This window comes from Amycolatopsis iheyensis, from assembly GCF_024703995.1.
Lineage (GTDB): Bacteria > Actinomycetota > Actinomycetes > Mycobacteriales > Pseudonocardiaceae > Amycolatopsis > Amycolatopsis iheyensis.
On record NZ_JAMXQV010000038.1, the window covers coordinates 1 to 26,378 of the forward strand.

At 72.0% G+C, this 26,378-nt stretch carries 22 protein-coding genes; 11 read left to right on the plus strand and 11 right to left on the minus strand.

Annotation, left to right across the window (positions count from 1 at the left end):
- Nucleotides 1–337: 337 nt before the first annotated feature.
- Nucleotides 338–937, minus strand: coding sequence for a GyrI-like domain-containing protein (locus M8542_RS44700; protein WP_257926493.1), 600 nt, complete (start codon nt 935–937; stop codon nt 338–340).
- Complete coding sequence (locus M8542_RS44705; RefSeq protein WP_257926494.1) at nt 937–1,446, minus strand: PadR family transcriptional regulator; 510 nt, start codon at nt 1,444–1,446, stop codon at nt 937–939. Before M8542_RS44705 ends, M8542_RS44700 begins: the two co-directional genes overlap by 1 nt.
- Nucleotides 1,447–1,571: 125 nt before the next feature.
- On the opposite strand from M8542_RS44705, the gene M8542_RS44710 reads away from it, so the two are divergent.
- The 6 genes from M8542_RS44710 (at nt 1,572) to M8542_RS44735 (ending at nt 9,323) form a co-directional block, all read left to right on the plus strand.
- Nucleotides 1,572–2,867, plus strand: a complete 1,296-nt coding sequence (locus M8542_RS44710; RefSeq protein WP_257926495.1) for an SWIM zinc finger family protein — start codon at nt 1,572–1,574, stop codon at nt 2,865–2,867.
- 406 nt (nt 2,868–3,273) lie between these two features.
- Nucleotides 3,274–4,659: a DUF5691 domain-containing protein gene (locus M8542_RS44715; protein WP_257926496.1), complete on the plus strand. Its 1,386-nt coding sequence runs from the start codon at nt 3,274–3,276 to the stop codon at nt 4,657–4,659.
- Complete coding sequence (locus M8542_RS44720) at nt 4,656–5,741, plus strand: ATP-binding protein (protein WP_257926497.1); 1,086 nt, start codon at nt 4,656–4,658, stop codon at nt 5,739–5,741. Before M8542_RS44715 ends, M8542_RS44720 begins: the two co-directional genes overlap by 4 nt.
- Complete coding sequence (locus M8542_RS44725) at nt 5,738–7,921, plus strand: DUF5682 family protein (protein WP_257926498.1); 2,184 nt, start codon at nt 5,738–5,740, stop codon at nt 7,919–7,921. The genes M8542_RS44720 and M8542_RS44725 overlap by 4 nt, the downstream gene beginning before the upstream one ends.
- Nucleotides 7,918–9,126, plus strand: a complete 1,209-nt coding sequence (locus M8542_RS44730) for a VWA domain-containing protein (protein ID WP_257926499.1) — start codon at nt 7,918–7,920, stop codon at nt 9,124–9,126. Before M8542_RS44725 ends, M8542_RS44730 begins: the two co-directional genes overlap by 4 nt.
- Nucleotides 9,127–9,200: 74 nt before the next feature.
- Nucleotides 9,201–9,323 (plus strand): ribosomal protein bL36, encoded by a 123-nt coding sequence (locus tag M8542_RS44735; protein ID WP_257926500.1) that lies wholly within the window; start codon nt 9,201–9,203, stop codon nt 9,321–9,323.
- On the opposite strand, the gene M8542_RS44740 is transcribed toward M8542_RS44735, so the two are convergent.
- From M8542_RS44740 to M8542_RS44770, 7 genes are all read right to left on the minus strand, one after another.
- On the minus strand, nt 9,320–10,765 hold the full coding sequence (locus M8542_RS44740; RefSeq protein ID WP_257926501.1) for a flavin-containing monooxygenase: 1,446 nt from the start codon (nt 10,763–10,765) through the stop codon (nt 9,320–9,322). The two genes, M8542_RS44735 and M8542_RS44740, sit on opposite strands and share 4 nt — an antisense overlap.
- A gap of 70 nt (nt 10,766–10,835) precedes the next feature.
- Complete coding sequence (locus tag M8542_RS44745) at nt 10,836–13,199, minus strand: polysaccharide lyase 8 family protein (RefSeq protein WP_257926502.1); 2,364 nt, start codon at nt 13,197–13,199, stop codon at nt 10,836–10,838.
- A gap of 171 nt (nt 13,200–13,370) precedes the next feature.
- Entirely contained in the window at nt 13,371–14,825 is a 1,455-nt protein-coding gene (locus M8542_RS44750; protein ID WP_257926503.1) for an aldehyde dehydrogenase (NADP(+)), read from the minus strand.
- 15 nt (nt 14,826–14,840) lie between these two features.
- Complete coding sequence (locus tag M8542_RS44755; RefSeq protein ID WP_257926504.1) at nt 14,841–15,977, minus strand: hypothetical protein; 1,137 nt, start codon at nt 15,975–15,977, stop codon at nt 14,841–14,843.
- Between the two features lie 4 nt (nt 15,978–15,981).
- Complete coding sequence (locus tag M8542_RS44760) at nt 15,982–17,238, minus strand: glucarate dehydratase family protein (RefSeq protein ID WP_257926505.1); 1,257 nt, start codon at nt 17,236–17,238, stop codon at nt 15,982–15,984.
- Nucleotides 17,238–18,173, minus strand: coding sequence for a 5-dehydro-4-deoxyglucarate dehydratase (locus M8542_RS44765; protein WP_257926506.1), 936 nt, complete (start codon nt 18,171–18,173; stop codon nt 17,238–17,240). Before M8542_RS44765 ends, M8542_RS44760 begins: the two co-directional genes overlap by 1 nt.
- A gap of 53 nt (nt 18,174–18,226) precedes the next feature.
- Nucleotides 18,227–19,732, minus strand: a complete 1,506-nt coding sequence (locus tag M8542_RS44770) for a sodium:solute symporter family protein (protein ID WP_257926507.1) — start codon at nt 19,730–19,732, stop codon at nt 18,227–18,229.
- A gap of 159 nt (nt 19,733–19,891) precedes the next feature.
- Here M8542_RS44770 and M8542_RS44775 point away from each other — a divergent pair, with 159 nt between their 5' ends.
- The 3 genes from M8542_RS44775 (at nt 19,892) to M8542_RS44785 (ending at nt 22,342) form a co-directional block, all read left to right on the plus strand.
- The gene (locus tag M8542_RS44775) at nt 19,892–20,701 is read left to right on the plus strand and encodes an IclR family transcriptional regulator (protein WP_257926508.1); all 810 of its coding nucleotides are present in this window, start codon (nt 19,892–19,894) and stop codon (nt 20,699–20,701) included.
- Nucleotides 20,702–20,727: 26 nt separating this feature from the next.
- Entirely contained in the window at nt 20,728–21,534 is an 807-nt protein-coding gene (locus M8542_RS44780; RefSeq protein WP_257926509.1) for an NAD-dependent epimerase/dehydratase family protein, read from the plus strand.
- A 76-nt stretch (nt 21,535–21,610) separates the two neighbouring features.
- Complete coding sequence (locus tag M8542_RS44785; RefSeq protein WP_257926510.1) at nt 21,611–22,342, plus strand: polysaccharide deacetylase family protein; 732 nt, start codon at nt 21,611–21,613, stop codon at nt 22,340–22,342.
- Here M8542_RS44785 and M8542_RS44790 read toward each other — a convergent pair.
- Nucleotides 22,284–23,264, minus strand: a complete 981-nt coding sequence (locus M8542_RS44790) for a sensor histidine kinase (RefSeq protein ID WP_257926511.1) — start codon at nt 23,262–23,264, stop codon at nt 22,284–22,286. The two genes, M8542_RS44785 and M8542_RS44790, sit on opposite strands and share 59 nt — an antisense overlap.
- A 24-nt stretch (nt 23,265–23,288) precedes the next feature.
- Here M8542_RS44790 and M8542_RS44795 point away from each other — a divergent pair, with 24 nt between their 5' ends.
- The gene (locus M8542_RS44795; protein ID WP_257926512.1) at nt 23,289–23,861 is read left to right on the plus strand and encodes a LuxR C-terminal-related transcriptional regulator; all 573 of its coding nucleotides are present in this window, start codon (nt 23,289–23,291) and stop codon (nt 23,859–23,861) included.
- A complete protein-coding gene (locus tag M8542_RS50770; RefSeq protein ID WP_443643252.1) occupies nt 23,858–25,705 on the plus strand; it encodes a phosphotransferase in 1,848 nt (615 codons plus the stop codon). The genes M8542_RS44795 and M8542_RS50770 overlap by 4 nt, the downstream gene beginning before the upstream one ends.
- Here the strand turns inward: M8542_RS50770 and M8542_RS44810 are convergent.
- Complete coding sequence (locus M8542_RS44810; protein WP_257926513.1) at nt 25,695–26,312, minus strand: TetR/AcrR family transcriptional regulator; 618 nt, start codon at nt 26,310–26,312, stop codon at nt 25,695–25,697. The two genes, M8542_RS50770 and M8542_RS44810, sit on opposite strands and share 11 nt — an antisense overlap.
- Nucleotides 26,313–26,378 lie beyond the last annotated feature (66 nt).

Genomic DNA, 26,378 nt, shown 5'->3' on the forward strand with positions numbered 1-26,378 from the left:
ACTATAAGAAATCACGTGGGGCCTCTGGACTCTCGGACTTGGTCTTCGCAAACTCAGTCCTACCAGCGGCCCCACGCCTCATCTCAAGCCAACACGCACACCCACCAGCCCTATTGAGAAAACCTCAATGTGGCCTTGGTTGCTCCACCGATGCCCCCACCACCACCCTCAACGGAGGCGCTCCGCGCCGCAGTGCCCATTCAACGCACCCAATGCAACGGAGGCGCTCCGCGCCGCAGTGCCCATTCAACGCACCCAATGTGGCCTTCGGTGCGTCTGACGCACCGAAGGCCACATTGGGGCGCTTGGGGTCGGGAGCGCCCGAGGCACGCTCCACTCAGCCCACCGGCTGACGCAGCACGGTCTTCAGCTTCGCGGGCTCGGTCCGCCGCGGGTCGCCGAGGTAGACCTCGTGGTGCAGGCCGGTCGGCTCGAGTCCGTGCTCCGCGAGGAACTCGCCGTGCAGGCGGGCCAGTGCCGGGCCTTCGTCGTCGTAGGAGCCGATGTGCAGCGCCTGCGCGCAACGGCCCTCGTGGAGCTTCTCGAGGCGGACCGGCGCATCGAGCTTCTTCTTGCGCCGCAAGGTTTCCCGCGCTCGCTCGACAGCGTCCTCACCGATCCACGACGGCTGCGCGATGAGCATCGTCCACTGCCAGGTGTCCTTGGCCCGCACCGTGAACGCCGCGTAGTCCTCGGCCCACCACAGGCCTTCCAGCGGGCCGACGACGAAGTCCTGGCTTTCGCGCTTCGCCGTCATCTTGATCGTGTACGCGAAGGCGTACAAGGCTTCGACGGCTTCCCGGTAGCTCTCGGCGGTGTTCGGGTTGCCGCGGCCGTCGAGGGCCAGGAACTGCTGCTCGGGGACGTCGAGCAGCGCCCAGTCGGTGTTCTTGGGCGCGTAGAGCTGCTTGAGCTCCTTCTTGAGGTCGTACGGCATCAGGTCATCCCTTCCAGCCACGCGGCTTCGGCTTCGAGCTGCGTGATCGAGTAGTCGAAGATCGCCCGGACGAACGGGGGCGCGCCGGCCTGGGCGGCGGCCGCGCGGCGCACTTCAGCCAGCCGCTCCACGACCGCCTCGGCCCGCTGGGCGAGGGCGGCCGCGAGCCGTTCGGGCGTGATCGCCGGGCTGTTGGCCAGGCCGACGAGCACCGGCTGGTGCGCCGGGCGAAGCTCCGCGATGGCGGCTTCGGCGGCCTCCGCGCACGCTTTCCGGCCCGCTTCCGTGGCGGTGTAGGTCTTTTTCGCCTTGGCGTGCGCGCGGTCCCGCTCGACCTCGGCGACCAGGCCGCGGTCGCGCAGCTTGCCGAGCACGTAGTAGATCGAGCTGAAGCCGAGCGCGGTCCAGTCGCGCATGCCGCGTTCGGAGACGACCTCGTCCAGTTCGTAGCCGTGCCTCGGCCGCTCGACCACCAGGCCCAGCACCGTCAGCTCCGCGTCGGTCAGCACGGCGATATTCTAGTACTAGAATAGCGCCGTTCGTCAACGCATCCGGAAATTGTCGGTGGGGGCTGGCATGCTTCAGCGAGTACGGAAAGCGAGGGAGAACAGTGGGGGGACAGGTGGTGACGGCGATGCCGTGGACCGCGGAACGCGTGGCCGGGCTGGCGCCGGATCCCGCTTCGGCGAAGGCGGGCCGGGCGCTCGCCGCGCCGGCGAAGTGGTCGGGCGCGGGTGCGTCCGAAGACGCCGTGTGGGGTTTCTGCCAGGGCAGTGGCAAGAAGCCGTACCAGACGTGCGTCGAGCTCGCCGAGCCCGCGTTCCGGTGCTCCTGCCCCAGCCGGAAGTTCCCGTGCAAGCACGCGCTGGGGCTGTTGCTGCTGTGGTCGGCCGGGCAAATCGATCGGGCTTCGCCGCCCGAGTGGGTGCACACGTGGCTCGCCGAGCGCGCCGACCGGGCGCGTCGCGCGGAAAAGCGCGCGGAGGCGGCCGGCCCGAAGGACGAGGAAGCGGCCGCTCGCCGCGCCGCCGAGCGGGTGACGCGCGTCGAAGGCGGCGTCGCGGAGCTGAAGGTCTGGCTGACCGACCGGATCGGCGCGGGTTTCGCGGGGTTCGACCGCAGCGGCGGCGAAGAGCTGCGCACGGTGGCCGCCCGGATGGTCGACGCGCAGGCGTCGGGCCTGGCGGGCGGCCTGCGCCGGGCGGCGGGGATCGTCGGCCGGCGCGACTGGCCGGAGGCGTTGCTGGGCGAGCTGTCGCTGCTGTACCTGCTGGCGGACTCGGCCACCCGGCTGGCGTCGCTGCCGCCGCCGTTGGCGGAGACGGTCCGCACGCGGCTCGGGTTTTCGGTGGAGACGGCTCGCGTCCTGGAGCAGGGCGAGCGCGTGTCGGACGAATGGCTGATCACGGGCGCGGCGGACGAGGAGAACGACAGGTTGCTGACGCGGCGCACGTGGTTGCGCGGGCGCGGCAGCGGCCGGGATGCGCTGGTGCTGTCGTTCGCGCCACCGGGCCGTCCGCTGGACGCGTCGTTGCCGCCGGGTCACGTGCTGACGGCGGAGCTGGCGTTCTACCCGGGCGCGGCACCGTTGCGGGCGTTGGTGGCCGAGCGCGGCATCCCCCTCCCGGCCCCGACGGCCGAGGGCGGCTCGATTTCGGAAGCACTGGCGGCGTATGCCCGCGCGATGGCGGAGGACCCATGGCTGGAGCGGTGGCCGGTCCTGCTTTCGGAGGTGACGCCGGCAGAGCACGCCGGCGGCTGGTGTCTGTCCGAAAAGGACGGAACGGCGTTGCTGCTGGTGCCCTACGCGTTCCCGTGGTCGTTGCTGGCAATGTCGGCGGGCGAGCCCCTGACGGTGGCGGCCGAGTGGAGCCAGGCCGGGCTGCGCCCGTTGACGTGCTGGCACGACAACCGGGCGGTGCGGCTGTGAACGGCTCCCTGAACCAGCGCGGCTCAGGCTCGGCCCGGTCGGCCGGCCGGCGCCTCGCGGGCCCGGTCCGGTCGGCGAGCCGGCACCACGCGGGCCTGGCCCGGCCGACCAACCAGCACCTCGCAAACCCCACCCAGCACCCCGCAAACCCCGCCCCACCAACCAACCAGCACCACGCATACTCGGCCCGGTCGGCAAGCCGGCGGCCCGCAAACCCCACCCGGCCAACCAACCAGCACCTCGCAGACTCGGCCCGCGCGAGCCTCCCGGCGACCCGATGCCCCACCAACCCGACTCCAGCCCGCGCCGGCGCCTCCCGGCCCACCGCCTCGGCTCGCAACCCCGCTCCCACCACCCGACCACCCGCCACCCCACCAACCAACCCCACCCGAAAGGCGGTGAAGCCGTGAAAGCCTGGGAAGACCTGATCAGCACCGCACTCCTCGGCACCCGCCGCCGCACGCTCGACCCGGCCACCCAACCCCCCGCGGTCCGCGCCCTCGTCGAAGACCGCACCGAGCCCGCGGAGCAGCTGCTCGCCGCCGCGGCCGTGCTCACCAGCTACCGGCGGGCCGGGCGGCAGCCGCTCCACGACGTCCGGCCGCTTCCCGTGGCCGGCCACGACGAACGGCCCTTCGTCCCGCCCCTCGCGCGGGAACGGCTGGCCCGGCTGCTCGCCGCCAGTCATCCCGATCTGCTGCTCGAATGGCTCGGCATCGTCGCCGGCACGCCCTACCGCGTCCCGCCGGAAACGCTGCCGCTGCTCGCCGAAGCCGCGCGCAGCAAGGCCGCGCTGCGGGGGCCGCTCGTCGCCGTCGCCGGGCCCGTCGGGGCCTGGCTCGGGCAGCGGAACCCCGACTGGGCCTTCCTCTCGGCGCCGCCCGAAGAATCCGGGGACGTCTGGCAGTACGGCAGTCTCGCCCAGCGCCGCCGCTGGCTCGCCGGCAAGCTCGCCGACGATCCCGGCGCCGCCCGCGAAGCCCTGGAGTCCTCCTGGAAGACCGAGCCCGCGGACGTGCGGGCGGACTTCCTCGGCGTCCTGGCCCCGCACGTCCGCCCCGGCGACGAAGCCTTCCTCGAAGCCGCGCTCACCGATCGCGCGGCCGCCGTCCGGGAACGAGCCGCCGAGCTGCTCGGGCGATTGCCCGGCACGAGGTACGGGGAGCAGATGGCGCAGCGGCTGCGACCGCTGGTCCGGCGGAAGGGCCGCGTGCTGGAAGTGTCGCTGCCCCCGGGCGAACGCGGCGAGGGCACCGTCCGGCTACGCACGCTCGTCGCGGCCGCTCCCTTGGCCTTCTGGACCGAGTTCGGCCCGCCCGCCGAGGTCGTCCGGATGACCGTCGAGGGCTGCCCGGCCGGCGTCCTGCGTGACTCCTGGGCCACCGCCGCCCAGCGCCAGCACGACGAAACCTGGGCGCAGGCACTCATCGGCGCCGACCCCGGCGGCCGCACCACGCCACCGCTGCTCGGCGTGCTGAGCCCGGCGAGCCAGGCCGCCACCATCGGGCACCTGGTCAGCCGGTTGCCCGTCGAGTCGTTCGCGCGGCTGGTGCACGAGCTGCCGCGGCCGTGGACCAAGGAGCTCGGCACCGCGCTGCTCGACTGGATCGCCCGCCAGGACGACCATCGCCTGGTCTCGCACGCCGCCGTCGTGATCGCCCGCGCGGTCCCGGCCGAGTGCCTCCGCCACCCGCTCGCCACCACCCGCCTGACCATGGACGCCGGTCCGTGGCGGCGGGCACTCACCGAAACGCTGAACTTCCGCCGCGAAATGTACGAGGAGCTCGCATGACCGCCCCCACCGTCCTCCGGCCGCACGCCGAACAGGACCACGCCGCCGAGCTCGCCGCGCTGGCCGCCGCCGACGACCGGGCGAAGCCGCCCCACTGGAACCTCTCCCCCTGGGCCGTCGTCGAGTACCTGCTCGGCGGCACCCTGCCCGACGGCACCGTGATCACCCCGAAGTACGTCGGCCCGCGGCGGCTGATCGAGGTCGCGGTCGCGACCCTGGCCACCGACCGCGCGCTGCTGCTGCTCGGCGTGCCCGGCACGGCGAAGACGTGGGTGTCCGAGCACCTCTCCGCCGCGATCAGCGGCGACTCGACGCTGCTGGTGCAGGGCACCGCGGGCACGTCCGAGGAGTCGATCCGCTACGGCTGGAACTACGCCCGCCTGATCGCCGAGGGCCCGAGCCCCGCCGCGCTGGTCGAAAGCCCGCTGCTGCACGCGATGCGCGACGGAAAGATCGCCCGGCTCGAGGAGCTGACCCGCATCCCGGCCGACGTCCAGGACTCGCTGATCACCATCCTCTCCGAGAAGACGCTGCCGGTGCCGGAGCTGGGCACCGAGGTCCAGGCCCGCCCGGGCTTCAACCTGATCGCCACGGCCAACAACCGCGACAAGGGCGTCAACGAGCTGTCGAGCGCGCTGCGGCGGCGGTTCAACACGGTCGTGCTGCCGCTGCCCGACAGCGCCGACGCCGAGGTCGAGATCGTCAGCCGACGGGTCGCCGAGCTGGGCACGTCGCTGCAGCTGCCCGCCGAAGCCGCCGAGCTGGCGGAGATCCGCCGGGTGGTCACGGTGTTCCGCGAGCTGCGCTCCGGCCGCACCGAAGACGGCCGCACGGCGGTGAAGTCGCCGTCCGGCACGCTGTCCACGGCGGAGGCGATCAGCGTCCTCACCGGCGGCCTCGCCCTCGCGGCGCACTTCGGTGACGGCGTGCTGCGCCCGCACGACGTCGCGGCCGGCATCCACGGCGCGGTGGTCAAGGACCCGGTGGCCGACCGCGCGATCTGGATCGAGTACCTCGAAACGGTCGTGCGCGAGCGCGACGGCTGGGCCGACTTCTACCGGGCGGGCCAGGAGATCTCGTGACGGCCACCCACCTGCTCGGCATCCGCCACCACGGCCCGGGATCCGCCAGGGCCGTGGCGACGCGGCTCGCCGAGCTCGAGCCCGACGTCGTGCTGATCGAAGGCCCACCCGAGGCCGACGCGCTGGTCGAGCTCACCGAAGACCCGGCCATGCAGCCGCCGGTCGCGCTGCTGGCGTACGCGACCGACGACGTCTCGCGGGCCGCGTTCTGGCCGTTCGCGGTCTTCAGCCCCGAGTGGCAGGCGCTCGCGTACGCGCGTGAGGCGGGCATCCCGGTGCGGTTCTGCGACCTCCCGGCCGCGAACACCTTCGCCGCGGGCCCGGACGAGCACGCGGGACCGCCGGTCGACCCGCTGGCGCTGCTGGCCTCGGCCGGCGGCTACGACGATCCGGAACGCTGGTGGGACGACGTCGTCGAGTCCCGGCGCGACAACGAAAACCCGTTCGACGTGATCGCGGACGCGATGACCGCGGTGCGCGAGGACGAGGAGCCGCCCAAGGGCAACGAAGCCCGGCGCGAGGCGTACATGCGCACGGTGCTGCGCCGCGCCCGCAAAGACGGCTTCGAGAACATCGCCGTCGTCTGCGGGGCGTGGCACGTGCCCGCGCTGGCCGACCCGCTGCCACCGGCGTCGCACGACGCGTCCGTCCTCAAAGGACTGCCGAAGCGCAAGGTCGCGTGCACCTGGGTGCCGTGGACGCACGGCCGCCTGGCCACGGCCAGCGGGTACGGCGCGGGCGTGCGGTCGCCGGGCTGGTACCACCACCTGTTCACCACGGCCGAGGACGTCACCACGCGCTGGCTGGCCGGGGTCGCGGCGGTGCTGCGGGAGGAGGACCTGCCGGTCTCGACCGCGCACGTCATCGAGGCGGTCCGGCTCGCGGAAACGCTCGGCACGCTGCGCGGGCGGTCGTCGGCCGGGCTCGCCGAAGTCACCGAAGCCACCCGCTCGGTGCTGTGCGGCGGCGACGAGGTGCAGGTCGAGCTGGTCACGCGGCGGCTCGTCGTCGGCGAACGGCTCGGCGAGGTGCCCGAGCGGGTGCCGCAGCCGCCCCTGGCCGCGGACCTGACCGCGACGGCGAAACGGTTGCGGCTCAAGAAGGACCCGATGGTCAAGGAGCTCGACCTCGACCTGCGCACCCCCGGCGGGCTCGACCGCTCGAAGCTGCTGCACCGGCTGCGGATCCTCGGCATCGAGTGGGGCAGCCGGGAGGCGTCGGCGCGGCGCAACAAGGGCACGTTCCGGGAAACCTGGGCGCTGGCCTGGGAGCCGTCGTTCGAGGTCGATCTGGTCGCGGCGGCGGTGCACGGCACCACCGTGCCGTCGGCGGCGAGCGCGGCGGTCCGCGGCACGGTCGAGGGCTCGCCGCCGCTGGACGAAGTCACCACCGCTGTCGAGAACTGCCTGCTCGCCGACCTGCCGGAGGCGCTGCCCGAGGCCCTCGCGGCGCTCGACGCGCGGGCGGCGGCGGACGCGGACGTCGCGCGGCTGATGTCGGCGCTGCCCGCGCTGGCCCGCGCGACCCGGTACGGCAACGTGCGCGGCACCGACACCGGCGCGCTGCGGGCGGTCGCCGACCGCATGCTCGACCGGATCTGCGCCGGGCTCCCGCCGGCCACGCACGGGATCGACGACGACGCCGCGGCCCGGATGGCCAAGCTGGTCGACGGCGTCCACGACGCGACGTCCCTGCTGGGCGAAGACGCGAAGGAGCGCTGGCTCGCGGCGCTGGCCCGGCTGGCCGAACGGCCGTCGCTGCCGCCGCTGCTCGCCGGCCGCCTCACGCGGATCCTGCACGACGCCGGGCGGCTCGACGCGCTCGACATCGAGCTGCGGCTGGGCCGGGCGCTCACACCGGGTGTGGTGCCGTCGGCGGGCGCGGCGTACGTCGAAGGGTTCTTCGACGGCGGCGCGCTGCTGCTGGTGCACGACGAGGGCCTGCTACGGGTGATCGACGCGTGGCTCGCGTCGATCCCGGACGACGTCTTCACCGAGGTGCTTCCGTTGCTGCGCCGCACTTTCGGCGCGTTCAGCGGGCCCGAGAAACGGGCGATCGGACAGCGTGCGGCCGGGCTCACCGGCACGGCGGCGGTCGTCACGGTGGCCGACGAACTGGACGAGGAGCGGGCGGAGCACGTCTTGCCCGTTCTGGCGACGCTGCTGGGGGTGGGCGTATGAGCACCGACGACGCACTTCTTCCCGCGGAGGCGGCATCGAACACCGCCACCGATCAGGTGCGCCGCTGGCGGCTGGTGCTGGGCGGCGACGGCGCGGGCCCGGGCTCCGGGCTGGCAGACGCCCAGCTGTCCGAAGAGGACAGTGGCGTCGACGCCGTGCTGGCGGCCCTCTACGACAAGCCGGACGAAGAAACGACGGGTGGGCCGCGCAGCGCGAACCTGGGCGCGTCGGCGCCGCGGGTCGCACGCTGGCTCGGCGACATCCGGCGCTACTTCCCCAGCACCGTCGTGCAGGTGATGCAGCGCGACGCGGTCGACCGGCTGGGCCTGACCCGGATGCTGCTGGAGAAGGAGCTGCTGTCGGCGGTCGAGCCGGACGTGCACCTGGTCGGCACCCTGCTCTCGCTGAACGGCGTGCTGCCCGAGGAGACCAAGGAGACCGCGCGCGAGGTCGTCCGCAAGGTAGTCGAGGAGCTGGAGCAGCGCCTCGCCGAGCGCACCCGCGCGGCGATCCGGGGTGCGCTGGACAAGGCGTCGCGCACGCACCGGCCGCGCCCGGGCGACGTCGACTGGGCACGCACGATCCACCGCAACCTCAAGCACTATTCGCCGGAGCTGCGCACGATCGTCCCGGAGCAGCTGGTCGGCTTCGGCCGGCGCCGGCAGGCCGTGGAGCGGGACGTGATCCTCGCGGTCGACCAATCGGGGTCGATGGCGGAGTCGGTGGTGTACTCGGGGCTGTTCGGCGCGGTGCTGGCGTCGATGCGGGCGCTGAAGACGTCGTTCGTCGCGTTCGACACGGAGGTCGCGGACCTCACGGAGCACCTGGCCGACCCGGTCGACGTCCTGTTCGGCACCCAGCTGGGCGGCGGCACGGACATCAACCGCGCGATCGCGTACTGCCAGGGCCTGGTCGAGCGCCCGGAGCGCACACTGCTGGTGCTGATCAGCGACCTGTACGAAGGCGGCAATGAGGAGGAGCTGCTGCACCGCATCGGCGAGCTGGTCGGCGCGGGGGTCCAGGTGGTGACGCTGCTGGCCCTGTCGGACTCGGGCGCACCGTCGTACGACCACGAGACCGCGGCGGCACTGGCGGAGCTGGGAATCCCGGCCTTCGCATGTACGCCGGACCAGTTCCCGGAGCTGATGGCAGCAGCCGTCCGCGGCGACGACCTGCAGGGGTGGGTGGCCCGGGAGACCAGCTGAGTTGCGGAATCAAACCGACCCCGTCGTGGTTGACCGGGGTGTGGGACGGGTTCCCACGGGAAGGACGGCTCACCATGAAGGTCCGCAGCTCGATCCGCTCGCTCGCCCGCCAGCCGGGCGCCCAGGTCATCCGGCGCGGCGCGAAGGTGCTGGTCATCAACAAGGACAACCCGCGCTGCAAGGCCCGCCAGGGCTAACGACCGGCGAAGCGCATCACGCCGTCTTCGAGGCGGTTGAAGCGCATGTCCGCGAGGTCCAGCAGGTAGTTCTGGCGCATCATCCAGGGCCGCCGCCCGGCTTGCTTCGGCAGGTCGGGGGCGGCCCTCTTGATGTACCCCGAAGCGAGGTCCACGATCGGGCGGGGAGTGCCCGCCGACGCCGCCGAGGCCGGGTCCGGGGTGCACGAGGCGAACCCGCGGCGATCCATGTGCTCCAGCAGGCGGCAGACGTACTGGGACGTCAGGTCCGCGCGCAGCGTCCACGAGTTGTTCGTGTACCCGACGCACCACGCCAGGTTCGGGACGCCACCGAACATCATGCCCTTGTACGCCCGCTGCTCCCCCGGCTCGATCGAGCGGCCGTCGACCGTCAGCGCGATCCCGCCGAACGCCACCAGACGCAGGCCCGTCGCCGTCACGATGACGTCCGCCTCCAGTGTGCCGCCCGACTCCAAGAGCACGCCGGCAGCCGTGAACCGCGTGATCCGGTCGGTCACGATGTCCGCCTTGCCCGACCGCAGCGCCCGGAACAGGTCCGCGTCCGGCACCAGGCACAGCCGCTGGTCCCACGGCGCGTAGTCCGGCACGAAGTGCGGGTCCACCGGGATCGACGCCGGCAGCTGCGCCGCCACCCGCTTGCGCAGCGCCAGCGACGCGCGGTCCGGCAGCCGCCGCAGTAGCTGGAAGAAGAACGTGCCCATGACGACGTTCTTGCCGCGCACCACCCGGTGCGCGAGGTGCTCCGGCAGCAGCGCGCGGATCCGGTCGGCGAGCGCGTCGCGGCCCGGGCGCGCCACGATGTAGGACGGCGAGCGCTGCAGCATCGTCACCCGTGACGCCGTCGCCGCCATGGCCGGGACCAGCGTCACCGCCGTCGCGCCGCTGCCGATCACCACCACCCGCTTGCCCGCGTAGTCCAGCGAAGCCGGCCAGTGCTGCGGGTGCACGATCTCACCCGCGAAGTCGGCGCGGCCCGGGAAGTCGACGACGTGCCCGCCCTCGTACGAGTAGTAACCACTGCACAGGTACAGGAACCGGCAGGTGAACGTCGCCCCGTGCGCGGTCGTCACCGTCCACAGCGCGTCCGGTGACGACCACGACGCCGTCACCACCCGGTGGCCGAAGCGGATCCGGTCGGTGATCCCGAACGCCTCGGCCGTCTCGCGGATGTAGGTCAGGATCGACGGCCCGTCGGCGATCGCCTTCGGGTCCTTCCACGGCCGGAACGGGTAGCCGAGGGTGAACATGTCCGAATCGGACCGGATGCCCGGGTAGCGGAACAGGTCCCAGGTGCCGCCGATGGTGTCGCGGGCTTCGAGCACGGCGTACGTCTTGCCCGGCAGCCGCTCCTGAAGGCGGCAGGCCGCGCCGACGCCGGACAGCCCGGCGCCCACGATCAGGACGTCGACGTGTTCGGTCATGGCCGCCAGCCTACCGAGGTGGGGACCCCGCCGGACCGGGTCGGGGCACCGGTCCGGCGGGGAAGAACCACTACAGCGGAACGACCTTCGTCGCGCCGAAGGAGCCCTTGAGGGGCACCACCACGGACTTGCCGCGCACCGTCACCGTCACGCTGTCCTGCGCCTGGGTCGGGTCCGACACCGCGAGCTGCCGCCGGCCGAGCGCCACCGACGCGGGACCCGACACGCGGACGCCGTCGACCGAGCCCGCCGCGAAGAAGTTGGCCAGCAGCGTGTCGCCGACGCGGACCGCCTGCACCACCGGGGTGTTCGCCACGACCTGCCAGGCCCAGGACGCCGTGAGCGTCCCGACCACGGACGCGCCGGGCAGCACCGCGTAGGCGTAGCTCGCGTTCGACGGCTTCACGCCGTGCTCCAGCACCAGCTTCTGGTACCGGCGGGTGTTCGGCGTCGTCGTGCCCTTGGTGTTGGCGCCGGTGTCGATGTCGCGCCACGCGCCCGTCCGGTCTTCGCGCAACGCGGTCACCGGGGCGTCGTCCAGGAGCACGTAACCGCCGACGTTCTCCAGGTGCGCCCAGTGCGGCCGCCGCAGCGCCGACGCCTTCCCGAGCTCGGTCGGGACGCGACGGCCGTCGACCAGCAGCGTGCCGCGCCCGCCCTCGCCGAGGTTGCGGTTCTCGATCGTGGTGCGGACCGCGGCCGCCGACGTGCTGGTGATCCCGGCGCCGAGGCAGACGATCCCCGACGGCGTGAAGAACCACGACTTCTTGGCGACCAGCGAACCGTCCCAGGAGGTGAAGTCGATCCCGAAGGCGCCGTGGCGGGTGTCCCAGCGGACGCCGCCGGTGTGCGGGTTCGGGCCCACCGGCACACCGCCGAACTTCGGATCGACCGGGCCGTCGTTCTCGGTCGTGCCCGGCAGCAGCAGCGGGTCGACCGTCGGCCAGTAAGCGTCGGTGTAGTGGCCCTTGGCGTTCGGCAGGAACGTGTAGAGCACGCCGTCGCCGACGTAGTAGCCCTTCAGGTTCTGGCCGTTGATCGACTCGTAGCGCGAGATGCGCGTCGAGCTGACACCCAGCGACGCCGACCAGCCGTCGGTGACGTGGACGAGCCGGTCCTGCTGCCCGAAGGTCCGGTGCGTGGCGGTGATCCGCGCCGGCCGCGCGCCCGAGGCCAGCATGTCCTGGGCGAACTCGATGCCCGGCGTGGCCACCAGGTCCGGGCCGGGTGCGAACCGCTCGGGGTCCGGGATCTTCAGGAACGGCGCGAAGGTGCCTTCCTTGATCCACTTCGCGGCGAGCGCGTTGAGGTCGGTCTTGGTCTTGCCGGTCGCGGTGCGCGCCAGCACCAGCGTCGCGACGGTGAGCTGGTGGCCGATGTCGTGCCCGGTCTCCCCCTGCCGCGACAGCATCCGCCCGCGCACCGGCTCCATCAGCGCGCCCGCGTAGACGAACGGCGCGAAGCTGTCGGCGACCAGCGCGTAGATCTTGTCTTTAAGCGGCTGCGGGAGCGCGTACTCGGTGCCCGCCGTGACGTGGATGGCGCCGGCGAGCGCGGTGAGCAGCACGATGCCGTAGTGGCCCGGGTACGGGATGGTGTCGTGCTGGATGAACGAGCCGTCGACGTGGAAGCCGTCACCGGCCGCGCGGTCCAGCTTCGCGACGACGCTCGCCGCGCCACCACCCGCGACGTCGGTGAGCGCGTCGATGCCGGTCTTGATCCAGGCGGTGTCGCCGAGCATCGCGCCGGACACGATCGAGATGAGCGCCTTGTCCGCGCGGTTGGCGCCGGTCTCGATCACCGACGCGTTGTTGGCGCGCAGGTTCGGGTTGCCGACGAAGCGCTTGACCGGCGCGAGGTAGCGGGCCAGCTGCTCGGCGGTGAGCTGGTCGGCGACGACCGACAGCGTGTGCAGCAGGTAGTACGGGACGCCGATCTCGTAGGTGTACCAGTTGCCGATCTCGCCGACGTTTTCGTTGTACTGGCTGGCGTAGATCAGCTCCAGCGCGGCCTTGATCCGGTCGAGGACGGCCGGGTCACCGGCCAGCGCACCGCCCGGCGTGCCCCAGTCGACGGCGATCGCGCGCAGCCGCGCGTACATCGAGGTCGTGTAGTCGCTGCCGGGACCGAGCGGCAGATCCGTCCACAGTGGAGCCCCACCGCCGGCGACGGACATGCTCGCGTTGTAGGCCTTGGCGACACGGCCGAGGTTGGCGAGCGCTTCGGTGCGTTCCGGCGACGGCCGGTTGATCCCGGACTGCAGCTGCCGGTAAGCAGTGACGATCGACGCGGTCGCGGCGGGCACCCCACCGGCGGCGCTCACCGGCGCGAGCGAGGTGCTCGCCGAGGCGGCGAACACGGGACGAGTGAGGAACACGGTGGACGCGGCCGCCAGGGCGCCGCCGCGCAGGGCGTTTCTCCGGTTCACGGGCATGACAATGCCTCCCAGGATTCAAGACATCCTTGGCTTGGGGAACGGGGATTCAGTTGTGCGGCGGCGTATTCGGTGCTCGGCACCGGAAACTGTCGGTGCCAGGCGGTAAAGTCGAAACTGGGGGGCGCCCCCGCGGGCCGCCGGATCAGCGGGCCCGCGGGAGCGAACCGGTCAGCGGGTGCCGTCGGTGCGGCGGGGCAGCTGCCAGGGGTTGGCCTCCTGCAGGGGTTCGGGCAGCAGGGCGTCCGGGAAGCCCTGCCAGGCGATCGGGCGCAGGAACCGCTCGATCGCCGCGGTGCCGACGGACGTCGTCGTCGGGGCGGTCGTCGCCGGGTACGGGCCGCCGTGTTCCTGGGCCCAGCTCACCGTCACTCCGGTGGGCCAGTCGTTCCACAGCAGCCGGCCGGCGATGCGGGTCAGCGACGGCAGCACCGGCCGCAGCCAGTCCGCGTCGGACTCCTCGCCGTGGATCGTGGCGGTGAGCCCCGGTTCGATCACGTCGAGCAGGCGCAGCAGCTCGGCCTGGTCGGCGTAGGTGACGATCAGCGACGCCGGCCCGAAGCACTCCTCGTGCACCGCGTCACCGCCTTCGAGGAACTGCTTGCCGGTGGTGGCCAGCAGCGTCGGCGTGAACGCCGGCGCGGAAGAATCCGACGAAGACACGACCTCGACACCCGGGACCTCGCGCAGCGCGGACAGCTTCGAGGCGTACCCCGAAGCGATCCGGTCGTTGAGCATCGGCTGCGCGGCCGCCCCGGAAAGCGCGTCCCGCAACGTCGCCGTCAGGTTGTGGTCCTCGGGCAGGAACAGCAGGCCCGGCTTGGTGCAGAACTGGCCGGCGCCGAGGGTGAACGACCCGGCGTACCCCTTGGCGACGGCCTCCCCGCGCGCCGCGATCGCGGCCTCGGTCACGACGACCGGGTTGACGCTGCCCAGCTCGCCGTAGAACGGGATCGGCCGCGGCCGCGCGTTCGCGATGTCGAACAGCGCCCGCCCGCCGGGGATCGACCCGGTGAACGACGCCGCCGCGATCCGCGGGTCCTTCAGCGCGGTGACGCCCTCCTCCTGGCCGAAGATGACGTTGAACAGGGCGGCGGGCGCGCCCGCCTTGATCAGCGCCTCGCGCACGATCGAGCCGGTCCGCGCCGACAGCTCCGGGTGCCCGGGGTGGGCCTTGAGGACCACCGGGCAGCCCGCGGCCAGCGCGGACGCGGTGTCGCCGCCCGCGACGCTGAACGCGAACGGGAAGTTGCTGGCCGCGAACACCAGCACCGGGCCGATCGCGATCTTGACGCGGCGGATGTCCGGCCGCGGGCCCATCGGCCAGTCGGCGTCGGCGTGGTCGACGGTCGCGCCGAGGTACTCGCCGTCGGTGAGCACCTGGCCGAACAGGCGCAGCTGGAACGTCGTGCGCTTCAGCTCGCCCGACAGCCGCGGTGCCGCGGGCAGGTGCGTCTCGGCGTGCGCCAGCTGGACGAGCTCGTCGGCCGCGGCGTCGAGCGCGTCGGCGACGGCGGACAGCCAGCCGGCCCGTGCGGCCGGGGTGGCTTCGGCGGCGGGGCGGGCCGCTTCGGCGGCTCCCGCCAGGATCTTCTCGAGCGTGGCGGCGTCGGTGGCCTGGCTCATGGGTGGAACAGCTCCTCAGTTTTCGTGGGCGGCGGCGGTGGCCGTGCCGAGGTCGCCCCAGCGACCCGGTCCGGCCAGTCCGAGGTGGTACAGGTGCAGCTCGGCCGCACCCGCCTTGGCCAGCTCGCCGACGTAGGCGGCGATGTCCGGCACCGGCGTGGCGGCGACCGCGGTGATGTAGCTGCCGATCGCGACCCGCTCGGGCAGGGCCTCCCGGGCCGCGGCGACGGCGTCCGCCCCCGTGGCCGGCGCCCACCCGAACAATACGACCGCGTCGGCGTCATCCGCAGCGGACGGCGTCAGCCCGGGCAGCGCGCCGGTGACCCACGGGTCGAGCGCGCCGTGCAGCACGATCCGGACACCCGCGGGCAACGACGCCAGCACCGCGGCCCGCAGCGCGTCGGTGGCTTGCTGCCGGGTCCGCAGCAATGCCTGGCTCAGCGACGGCGGCAGATCGTCGGCCGTGACGCCCAGGTCGCCGGTCGCGACCAGCCGCCGGACCTCCTCGACGAGCTGGGCGCGGACGGCGTCCGCGTCGAGGTCCCACGAGGAGGCGCAGGCGTCGCAGCAGCAGATCGACAGCAGCCGGGCCACCGCGGGCGCCCAGACGCCGTCGGTCTTCTCGTGCTGGTGCTGGTGCACCGCGCCGAGCGGGCCGCAGGCTTCGAGGATCACCGACGACAGCTCCAGCCCGGCGACGGCCTCGGCGGTCAGCGTGGCCGCGTACTCGCGCACCGCGGGCTGCGACGGGCACAGCGCCCACGGGTAGCTCTCGCCGAAGCAGTTCCGTACGACGACGTCCGGGTGCTCGTAGCCGAGCTGCGAGTTGTGGGTCAGCACGATCCACGCGGCCGCCGGGATCCCGGCCTCGTTGAGCAGTGCGACGGCGTCGGAACCGCTGTCCTGGGCAGCTACCCAGTCCGGAGTGGACGGCCGCAAACGTTTGCCACCCCAGGCTTCCTCGCGCACCGGCCGGTAGAAGGCCGCGTGCCGAGCGACCACGGCCGTGTGCGAAGCCGACCACGGCGTCGCCGCACGCGCGCTGTGGTACGACAGCGCGACGGCCACCTCGTCGACGCCGAGGTCGCGGGCGCGGGCGGCGAACCCGGGCTCCAGGACGTCCCAGGGGTAGGCGTATCCGGTCACCTTCACCGGGTCACCACCTCGCCGTGTTCGGCTCGAACCCGGCCACGTACTTGCGCATGTAGGTCACGTCGTCCCGTTTGGTCAGTCCACATCGGACGTAGTTCTCGTGCAGCCGGGCCAGCGCGTCCTCGTCCAGCTGCACGCCGAGACCCGGCGTCGTGGGCACCTCGACGGCCCCGTCACGGAAGGAGAGCACGCCCGGCTCGATGACGTCCTCGACCTTCCACGGCCAGTGCGTGTCGCAGGCGTAGGTCAGGTGCGGGGTCGCCGCGGCGACCTGCACCATCGCGGCCAGGCTGATCCCGAGGTGGCTGTTGGAGTGCATCGACAGGCCGACGCCGAAGCTCTCGCACGTCGTCGACAGCGACTGCGTCGCGCGCAGGCCGCCCCAGAAGTGGTGGTCCGACAGCAGCACGCCGATCGCGCGGGCCCGGAACCCCGGGTCGATGTCGCCGAAGTTCACCACGCACATATTGGTGGCCAGGGGCATCGACGCCTCGGCGGCCACCTGGGCCATGCCGTCGATGCCCGGCGTCGGGTCTTCGAGGTACTCGAGGACACCGTCCAGTTCGGAGGCGACCCGGATGCCGGTCTCAGGAGTCCACGCGCCGTTCGGGTCGATCCGCAGCGGGTGCCCGGGGAACGCCTCGGCCAGCGCGCGGATCCCGTCGACCTCCTGCGCGGGCTCGTACACACCACCCTTGAGCTTGATCGAGCGGAAGCCGTACTCGTCGATCATCCGCTTCGCCGAGCCCACCAGGGTTTCCGGCGTGGTGATCTCACCCCACGAGTCTTCGCGGCCGTCGACGTGCTGGCCGTACTTGTAAAACAGGTAGGCCGAGAACTCGACGGCGTCGCGTGCCTTCCCTCCCAGCAGGTCGGTGATCGGCCGGCCGAGGAACTGCCCCTGCGCGTCCAGGCAGGCGACCTCGAACAGCGAATACACGCTGGCGACGGTCTTGCGGATGGAGAACCCGCCGATCAGCCCGTGCGCGTCGGTCAGCACCGTGTCCGACAGCGCCCGCGCGACCAGCCGCTGCAGGCCCGGCAGGTCGAAGACGTCGTGCCCGCGCAGCTGTGGCAGCACCTTGCGCACCTCGCCGAGGAACGCGGTGTCCCCATAGGACTCACCGAGCCCGACGATCCCGTCTTCGCACTTCACCTGGACGACGCTGCGCAGCGCGAAGGGCTCGTGCACGCCCATGACGTTGAGCAGCGGCGGGTCGGCGAACGCGACCGGCGTCAGCACCACATCGAGGATCTTCATCAGCCCAGCGCCTTCAGCGTGACGAAGCCGTCCTCCACGATCTTCTCGAGCCGGTGGATCTGCTCGGGCGTCGGCTCGACCAGCGGCGGCCGGACCGGGCCGACCTTGTCACCGCGCAGCCGGGCGGCCGCCTTCACCAGCGAGACCGCGAAGCCCGGCGTCTCGTCCCGCAGCGCCACCAGCGGCAGGTAGAAGCCGGTCAGCAGCGCGTCCATCACGCGGCTTTCGCCCTCGCCGAGCGCGCGGTGGAACCGGTGCGCGATCTCCGGCGCGAAGCAGTGCACGGCCGAGGAGTACCGGGCGACGCCGATCGAGGCGTACGCCTTGGCCGAGACCTCGGCGGTCGGCAACCCGTTGAAGAACAGGAAGTTCCGCGCCCGGTCGGTGTCCAGCGCCCGGATGGCGGTGACGATCCGGGTCATCACCTCGACGTCGCCGTAGCCGTCCTTGAGTCCCACGACCGAGGGAATCTCGAGCAGCGACGCGGCCGTCGGCGCGGTGTACACGCCGGTGCCGCGGTGGTAGACGATCACCGGCACCGACGAGTCGCCGACCGCGTAGCGGACGAAGTCGACCAGGCCCGAGGACGGCCCGGTCACCAGGTACGGCGGCAGCAGCAGGACGCCGTCGGCGCCCCCGGCCTCGGCGAGGGCGATACCCGCCCGCGCCGAGGCGGCACCCCCGCCCGCACCCACCCAGACCGGGACCCGGCCCGCGGCGACCTCACGGGTCTTCGCGAGCACCGCGGCGTGCTCGGCCGGCGCCAGCGAGCTGAATTCGCCCGTGCCACACGCGACGAACATCGCGCCGGCGCCCGCCGCGATGTGGCTTTCCACGTTCTCCGCGAGGGCGTCGAGGTTGACCTCGAGGTCCTCGGTGAACGGGGTGAGGGGGAACGCCAGCAGGCCGTCCAGCGCGATCTCGGTCTGTGCCATCTGTTTTCTGCTCTCCGTGTTGTCGGGTGCGGCCGGGGGTGGACCGGCGCCGGTCAGGCGGGCACGGTCGTGCCTTCCTTCGTGCGGTCGACGTCGTCGTCGGTGTTCACGGTGTCGACGATCTCATCGGTGACCGCGCTGCGCTCGGGCGCGATCAGCCCGAGGCCGACGTAGAGGGCGAGCGAGACCAGGATCGGCGTCGCGATGAGCACCGTCTGGTTCGCGTTGAAGACGTAGTAGCAGAGGGCGTAGTCGATCAGGCCGCCCGCCCAGGACACGAGCGCCGCGCGCGGGCCGCACTTGCGGAACCACGGCAGCATGCCCAGCAGCAGCGGGATGGAGATCGGGCCCATCAGCGCGGCCACCCAGTTGACGACGATCTGCAGCACACCACCGAGGTTCTGCGCCTGGGTGGCCACGAGCATGGTCAGCGCGACGAAGATCACGGTCGTGATCCGCGCGGCCTTGAGGCCCTGGACGTCGGTCCACTCGCGGGTGCGGCGGAACATCGCCGGGATCATGTCGCGGGTGATCACCGCGGAGATCGCGTTCGCGTCGGAGGAGACCATCGCCATGGTGTGCGAGAAGATCCCGGCCAGCACCAGGCCGATCAGGCCCGGCGGCAGGAACGTCGTGGTCATGATCGCGTAGGACTGCGTCGGGTCCTTGACACCCGGGATGAGCAGCGGCGCGGCGAACATCGGGAACATCAGCACCAGCGGCCACAAAAGGTACAGCGCCGACGAAAGCCGCGCACCGCGCCGGGCTTCGGAAGTGCTCGGCGCCGCCATGTAACGCTGCGCCAGGTTCCACATGCCTCCGTTGTACTCCAGCGTCTTCACGAGCACGTAGACCAGCAGGAAGATGGTGGTGTACTTGGACGTGACCGGGTCGACGTGGCTCGCGGGCAGCTTGTCCCACATCGTCCAGAGCGCGGAGATGCCACCCAGCTTGCCCAGCACGACGACGATCATCACGATCGCCGCGATGGCCTGGATGACGAACTGGCCGAAGTCGGTGAGCGCGTCGGCCCACAGCCCGCCGATGGTGCAGTAGACGAGGGTGACCGCGCCGGTGATCAGGATGCCGAGGTTGTAGTCGAGCCCGGCGAACACGTGCAGCAGCGTCGCGACGGCGAACCACTTGGCCGCGATGTCGAAGATCTTGAGCAGGCTGCCGCTCCACGCGAGGGCCTGCTGCGTCGGCACGTTGTACCGCTTGGCCAGGTACTCCAGCGGGGAAGCGACGCCGAGCTTCGAGCGCAGCCGGTTCCAGCGGGCGGCGAACAGCCAGCTGCCGATGCCCACGCCGATGCCGATGCTGGCGAAACCCCAGAAGTACACGGTGATACCCGACGTGTACGCGACACCCGCGTACGCGACGAAGAGCACGGCGCTGTAGCCGGACATGTGGTGCGAGATGCCGGCCAGCCACCACGGCATCTTGCCGCCGGCCGTGAAGAAGTCCTTCACGTCGCTGACCCGTTTGTGCGACCACCAGCCGATCACGATCATCAGCGCGAAGTACGCGCAGACCATCGTCCAGTCGAGTGCGTGCACCGCAGGCTCCTTTCCGCGTCCACAGGTCCGATCTCCCGGAAGAGATGTTCACATCCATGAACGGAGTCTGTTATAGTGATTATGTTCATCCATAAGAACGTTGTTCGGGACGCTAATATGGCCGGAGTCACAAGTCAACGGCCGGACGGAGGCGCACAAATGCCGCAGAAGGTGGACAACCCGGCGGCGACCGACGGTGCTCCCGCCGAGTCGTCCGGAGTGAAGTCCGCGCGCCGGGCGGTCGACCTGATCGAGACGTTCGCGGCGAACGACGTCTGGCTGTCGCTCTCGGACCTGCACGCGCGCACCGGCTTCCCCCGCTCGTCGCTGCACGGCCTGCTGCGGACGCTGCTGGAGGCCGGCTGGCTGGAAGCCGACACGAACACCGCCCGCTACCGCCTCGGCGTCCGCGCGCTGATCTGCGGCACGGCCTACCTGGACCGCGACGCCGTCGTCCCGTTCGCCACCGAAGCCCTGGAGCGCATCCGGGAGAAGACCGGCTTCACCGCGCACTTCGCGCGGCGCAACGGCACCGAGGTCGTCTACCTGGAGACGCGCGAGTCGCAGCGCTCCACCCACCTCGTCTCCCGCGTCGGGCGCACGCTGCCCACGCACGCGACCGCGCTGGGCAAGGCGCTGCTGGCCGAGCTGACGCACGACGAGATCGAGGCGCTGATGCCGGCGTCGCTGATCGCGCTGACCCCGAACACGATCACCACGCTCGAAGCACTGCACGCCGAGTGCGCCGCGACGCGCGAGCGCGGGTACGCGGCCGAGATGGAAGAAGGCACGCTGGGCGTCCGGTGCGTCGCCGCGGTGATCCCGTACCGGATCCCGGGCACCGACGCGATCAGCTGCTCGATGCCGATCGCCCAGGTGACCGACGCCGACGCCCAGCGCGTCGGCGAGCTGCTCGCCGAAGTCACCACCGAGCTCGGGCAGCAGCTGCGCCGGGCCGGGATTCGCTGACCGCCGCCCTTACCGAGAGGAAGAAAATGACGGACCAGCGTGTGCTCATCACCGGGTCGGCGGGGGTCGTCGGCACCCTGATGCGGCCCCGCTTGAAGCGCGACGGCCGTGTGCTGCGGCTGCTCGACCTGGCCCCGCAGACGGCGTCGGACGCCTCCGAAGAGGTCGTGACGGCGTCGGTGACCGACGCCGAGGCGATGGCGTCGGCGTGCGAAGGCGTCGACGCGCTGATCCACCTCGGCGGGCACAGCCGCGAGAACTCGTGGGAAGCCACTCTCGACGTCAACATCAACGGCACGCAGACGGTCCTGGAGGCGGCGCGCGAGGCGGGGGTGTCGCGCGTGATCCTGGCGTCGAGCAACCACGCGGTGGGCTTCCGCCGCAACGACTCCGACCTCCCGGCGGACTCCTCGCCGCGGCCGGACACCTACTACGGCGTCTCCAAGGCGGCGATCGAGGCGCTGGGCAGCCTGTACCACTCGCGCTTCGGCATGGACGTGATCGTCATCCGGATCGGCTCGTGCTTCGAGACGCCGTTGCCGCTGGGCCCGCGCGGCCTGACGACGTGGCTCTCCCCCGACGACGGCGCCCGGCTGTTCGAGGCCTGCCTCACGGCGCCGTCCCCGGGCTACCGCCTGATCTGGGGCGTCTCGGACAACACGCGCCGGATCTACTCCCTGGAAGAGGCGGAGGCGCTGGGCTACAAGTCCCTGGACGACGCCGAGGTGTACGCGGAGCAGCTGGCGTCGAAGCCCGCGCCGACGGGCGCGGCGGCCGAGTACGTCGGCGGCCCGTTCTGCACCGCTCCCCTGGGCGTCTTCAACCCGCTCTGAGAAGTTTCGGAAGCCGCGGAGGTACTAGTACCTTCGCGGCTTCCGTCGTCTCGTCGGGTGCGGCCAGGGTGGCGCCATGATCTTGAAATCCCGCCGCGCGCGGAAGTGGACCATCGTCGTGGCCTGCGTGCTCGTCGTCGTCCTCGGCGCCGCCTTCACGCTGTTCGAGGTGTCGAAGTCGCGGACCTTCCAGTTCTTCGGCACGCTCGTGAACCGCGTCGACACCACCGAGAAGGTCGTCGCCCTCACCTTCGACGACGGCCCTGACCCGGCGGGCGCCCACGCGATCCTCGACACCCTGCGCGCCCGGGACGTCCCCGCGACCTTCTTCCTCATCGGCCGGGACATCGAAGCGCACCCCGAACTCGCGCACGACATCGCCGCCGCGGGCCACGAACTCGGCAACCACAGCTTCTCGCACGAACGGATGATCGGGGTGACACCGGGCTGGGTCGCCCAGGAGGTCGAGTCCACCGACGCGCTGATCCGCACCGCCGGCTACACCGGCGAAATCCTCTTCCGGCCACCGAACGGCAAGAAGCTCTTCGCGCTGCCGCACTACCTCGCGTCGCACCACCGCACGACGATCACCTGGGACGCCGAGCCGGACTCCGACGGCACTCCCGACACGGCGACCGTCGAACGGACCACGCTCGATCAGGTCCGGCCCGGCTCGATCGTGCTGCTGCACGCCATGTACGCCTCGCGCGAGCAGACCCGCCAGGCCATCGGGCCGATCGTCGATCAGCTCAAGCAGCGCGGCTACCGGTTCGTGACCGTGGCGCAGCTGCTGGCAATGCGACACTGACCACCCACTCGCCGTCACGCGCGCCGAAGGACAACGCGCCCCCTGCCTGCTCCGCCAGGCCGGCCAGCCCGTAGCCGCTACCCGGACGCGGAGTTCCCTTGAGCGCGTTGCGCGCGGTGATCTTCACCGGGTCCCCCGCCTCGACGTCGAAGCGCAGCCGGACGCCGGGACCGTTGTGCCGCAACGCGTTCACCGCCGTCTCCGCGACGAACCGCTCGGCCAGCTCCCGCACCGGACGCGGCAGCGCGGGCAGCACCGGGTCGCGGTCGAGGACCAGGCCCGCGGTGCGCAACCGGGCCAGGACCTCGGCGAGGTCGGGGGTGCGTTCGGCGTCCTCGCGCAGGTCGTCGAGCGTGCGGCGGACCAGCGTGAGCGCGCCCCGGCCGGCGGCCAGCAGCGTGTCGAGGCGTTCGCGGTCGGCATCGGTCAGGTCACCGACCGCGCGCAGCGTCTCGGCCTGCACGAGCATCACGGCCGTGGTCTGGGCGAGCGTGTCGTGCAGCCGCCGCGCCGCGCGTTCGGCCCGGTCGGCCAGCGCGCGCCGGCGTTCGGCGCCGAGCAGCCAGGCGACCGCGCCGATGGTCACGGCCAGGACCGTGCCGTCGAGCGGGCCCTTCGCCGGGAACACCGCGACGCCCACGGCGAGCGCGGCGGCGGCCGCGAGCGACCGCCGCGGCGTGCTGTAGAGCGCGAGCAGCACCGGCACGTACATCGTGTTGCGCGGTTGCTCCACCACCAGGTGACCGCACGTCGCGAGGGTCACGACCACCAGCACGACGGCGGGCGCGCGGCGCGACCACAGCAGCGGGACCAGCTGGAGCACGCTGAGCAGGGCCGCGAGCCACCCCTGCTGCGGGCTCCAGGCGCCGCTGGCGAAGAACACCGCCGTGACCGCGGCCGTCGTGACGAAGGACTGACGCATGCCGCCGACAGTAGAGTGCCCGGCATGATCCGGGTTCAGGTCGTCGACGACCACGCGCTGGTGCGTGAGGGCATCGCCCTGATCCTCGGCGCCCAGCCGGACCTCGACGTCGTCGCGCAGCACGCGAGCGGCCCGGAGCTGCTCGCTTCGGCCGTCGAGGCCGACGTCGTGCTGCTCGACCTGTACCTGCCCGGCATGGACGGCCTCGAAGTCCTGCGCCGACTGCCCGGGGCGCGAGTCCTGATGCTGACCACGGTCGGCCGGCCCCGCGAAATCCGCGAGGCGCTCGCCGCGGGCGCGGCCGGGTTCGTGCTCAAGGACGCCTCGGGCGACGAGCTGGCGGCCGCCGTCCGGGCCGCGCACCAGGGCGTGACCGCGTTGAGCCCGGCGGTGGCCTCGGCGTTGAGCGCGGGCGGCGCGCTGACCCCGCGCGAACGGGACGTCCTGGAGCTGCTCGGCGAGGGACTGTCCAACCGGGACATCGCGACGCGGCTGCGGCTGGCCGAGCGGACGGTGAAGGTGCACGTCGGCAACGTGCTGGCCAAGCTGGGCGTCACGAGCCGCACGCAGGCGGCGCTCGTGGCGCGCGACCGGTGATCGCGCAGTGGTGCGCGCGGCACCTGGGCAGCACCCCGGTCGACGTCCTGTTCGAGCGCCGGTCGTTGTCCGACGTCGCCGGGCTGCGGCTGGCCGACGGCCGCGAGGTCGTGGTGAAGGCCCGCGCGGCCGACGGCCGGGCCGACTCCTGCGTCGCTGCGCAGAAACACCTGGCGGAACGCGGGTTTCCGTGTCCCCGGCCGATCACCGCGGTCATCGTCACCGACGGGCTGGCCGTGCACGCCGAGGAGCACCGGCCCGGCGGTGTGGTGCTGCCCGGTGACTCGCCGGCGGTCGCCGCGCGGTACGCGGCGGTGTTCGCGTGGCTGATGACCGAGCTGGCCGCGGTGGTGGTCGCGCCGCCGTTGCCGAACCCGCGCTGGGCGCGGTGGGACCACCGCGATCCCGGGTTGTGGCCCGCGATCGGCTTCCTCGACGAACGGGACCAGCGCGCGGTGCCCGCCCACGTCGTCGAAACGGCCGTCCGGGCCCGCACTCGGTTGCTGGCCGCGGACCTGCCTTCCGTGCTGGGCCACGCGGACTTCGAAGCGCAGAACCTCCGCTGGCACAAGGAGATCCGGGCGGTGCACGACTGGGACAGCTTGGCCTGGCAGCCCGAGGCGGCGCTCGCCGGCGCGGCCTCCGGGACGTTCGCCAACGACTCGCCACCGACGCTCGCACCGATCGAGAGCAGCGACAGCGCGGCCGGGACGGCGCAAGCGCCCTGGAAGACCCTCGCCAAGGTCGGCGCGACGACGTTGACCGCCGGGGACACCGTGCTGCTGCGCCGGGGCCGCACCTGGAGCGGCGGGCTGGCCGTGCGTGGCTCCGGCAGCGCGTCGGCCCCGGTGACCATCGGCGCGTACGGCGACGGCGCCCGCCCGATCGTGCAAGGCAACGAAGAAGCCTGCGTGAACCTGCCGGGCGACTACCTCGTGGTGCGGGACCTGCAGGTCGGCGTCGCGGCCGACGCCGGGCGCTGTTCCTGGGCGGGCATCGAAGTCGGCGGCGATCACGACAAGGTGCTCTCGAACTACGTCACCGGCGCCGGCGCGGGGGTGTACATCGCGCCGTCCGCCGACGGCACCGAGGTCACGCAGAACGACCTCGTCGACAACAACCACATGACCCGCGTGACACCCGGCGGCAGCGACGACTCCGGCGCGTTCGGGATCCTGGTGCAGGGCAACGGCTCCGACATCGGCTGGAACCGGATCAGCGGGTCGATCGCGGTGAGCGACGACTTCGGCGGCCTCGACGGCGCCGCGATCGAGCTGTTCTACGGCTCGGACAACATCATCCACCACAACATTTCCGAGGACAACGAGTCCTTCACCGAGCTCGGCACCTACCGCGACGACCCGGACGGCGTGTCCCGCGACAATGTCTACGAGTACAACGCGGTCTTCGGCCCCAAGACCCGCGGCGGCATCGTCACGCGCGACGCCGAGGACCAGAACGGCCCGGTCACCGGCACCGTCTTCCGCAACAACTCGATCCGGCTCAGCAACGCCGAGTCCGAAGGCTTCGTCTGCTACGGCGGCTGCACCGACCGGACCCTGACCCTCACCCAGAACGTCATCCAGGCCGCGCTGAAGGTCGGGTACGCCGACGACGGCTGGACCGCGACCGACCACAACGTCTTCTTCGGCGGCCGGCGGCAGTTCACCCCCGGCACCACGGACAAGGTCGCGGACCCGAAGTTCACCTCCGCGACGAACCTGGTCCTGAAGACCGGCAGCCCGGCCATCGGCCTCGGCACGACGAAGTACGCGGACATCGACGTCGACGGCAACCCCGTCGGCACCCGGGTCGACGCCGGCGCCTACCAGTTCACCCCCTGACGTACCGGGTCAGCATCGCGACCAGCTCGTCTTCGAGGCGGCCGTGGTCCATCGGCTCGTGGTCGGCCACGAGCTGGTGGATCACCAGCTCGACCGTCGTGACGATCAGCCGCGCGGCCGTGTCGGTGTCGGCGACCCGGACCTCGGGGTGCTCGTCCAGCAGCGCCCGCATGTAGGCGACCAGGGACCGCTTCATCCGTTCGACCTTCTCCAGCAGCTCGTTCGTCTGCGGCGCCTGTTCCCGCAGCATCCGCAGCAGGCGGGGTTCGTCGAGGTGGGATTCGATCGCCCCGCGGACGAAGACGCGGAAGACCTGGTCGATCGGGCCGGGCAGCTGCTCCCGCTGGACCCGCTCGGCGATGGCCATGCCGTTGTCGAGGTGCCGGACGAGCAGCTCGGCGAGGATCGCGTCCTTGTTCGGGAAGTACTGGTACAGCGAGCCGATGGAGATCCCGGCCCGCTCGGCGATGCGGTTGGTGGTGCCCGCGGCGTACCCGTGCTCGCCGAAAACGTGAGCAGCCGCCGTCAGGATCCGCTGCCGGGTCAGCTCGGCGCGGACCTGACGAGGCTGTTTACGTGGCTTGATGCGGCGCTGGTCCGGGGTCACTTCGCTCCCTTTGGTTCCGGCGAAAAGCGAGTAGCGCAAGATCTGAGTATTTGCTCATAATTGTGC

What these genes read in the sequence shown, in the direction of transcription:
- M8542_RS44700 (WP_257926493.1), bottom strand. Translation starts at nt 937, where the DNA reads ATGCCGTACGACCTCAAGAAGGAGCTCAAGCAGCTCTACGCGCCCAAG.
- M8542_RS44710 (WP_257926495.1), top strand. Translation starts at nt 1,572, where the DNA reads ATGCCGTGGACCGCGGAACGCGTGGCCGGGCTGGCGCCGGATCCCGCT.
- M8542_RS44720 (WP_257926497.1), top strand. Translation starts at nt 4,656, where the DNA reads ATGACCGCCCCCACCGTCCTCCGGCCGCACGCCGAACAGGACCACGCC.
- M8542_RS44730 (WP_257926499.1), top strand. Translation starts at nt 7,918, where the DNA reads ATGAGCACCGACGACGCACTTCTTCCCGCGGAGGCGGCATCGAACACC.
- M8542_RS44735 (WP_257926500.1), top strand. Translation starts at nt 9,201, where the DNA reads ATGAAGGTCCGCAGCTCGATCCGCTCGCTCGCCCGCCAGCCGGGCGCC.
- M8542_RS44740 (WP_257926501.1), bottom strand. Translation starts at nt 10,765, where the DNA reads ATGACCGAACACGTCGACGTCCTGATCGTGGGCGCCGGGCTGTCCGGC.
- M8542_RS44745 (WP_257926502.1), bottom strand. Translation starts at nt 13,199, where the DNA reads ATGCCCGTGAACCGGAGAAACGCCCTGCGCGGCGGCGCCCTGGCGGCC.
- M8542_RS44750 (WP_257926503.1), bottom strand. Translation starts at nt 14,825, where the DNA reads ATGAGCCAGGCCACCGACGCCGCCACGCTCGAGAAGATCCTGGCGGGA.
- M8542_RS44760 (WP_257926505.1), bottom strand. Translation starts at nt 17,238, where the DNA reads ATGAAGATCCTCGATGTGGTGCTGACGCCGGTCGCGTTCGCCGACCCG.
- M8542_RS44765 (WP_257926506.1), bottom strand. Translation starts at nt 18,173, where the DNA reads ATGGCACAGACCGAGATCGCGCTGGACGGCCTGCTGGCGTTCCCCCTC.
- M8542_RS44775 (WP_257926508.1), top strand. Translation starts at nt 19,892, where the DNA reads ATGCCGCAGAAGGTGGACAACCCGGCGGCGACCGACGGTGCTCCCGCC.
- M8542_RS44780 (WP_257926509.1), top strand. Translation starts at nt 20,728, where the DNA reads ATGACGGACCAGCGTGTGCTCATCACCGGGTCGGCGGGGGTCGTCGGC.
- M8542_RS44785 (WP_257926510.1), top strand. Translation starts at nt 21,611, where the DNA reads ATGATCTTGAAATCCCGCCGCGCGCGGAAGTGGACCATCGTCGTGGCC.
- M8542_RS44790 (WP_257926511.1), bottom strand. Translation starts at nt 23,264, where the DNA reads ATGCGTCAGTCCTTCGTCACGACGGCCGCGGTCACGGCGGTGTTCTTC.
- M8542_RS44795 (WP_257926512.1), top strand. Translation starts at nt 23,289, where the DNA reads ATGATCCGGGTTCAGGTCGTCGACGACCACGCGCTGGTGCGTGAGGGC.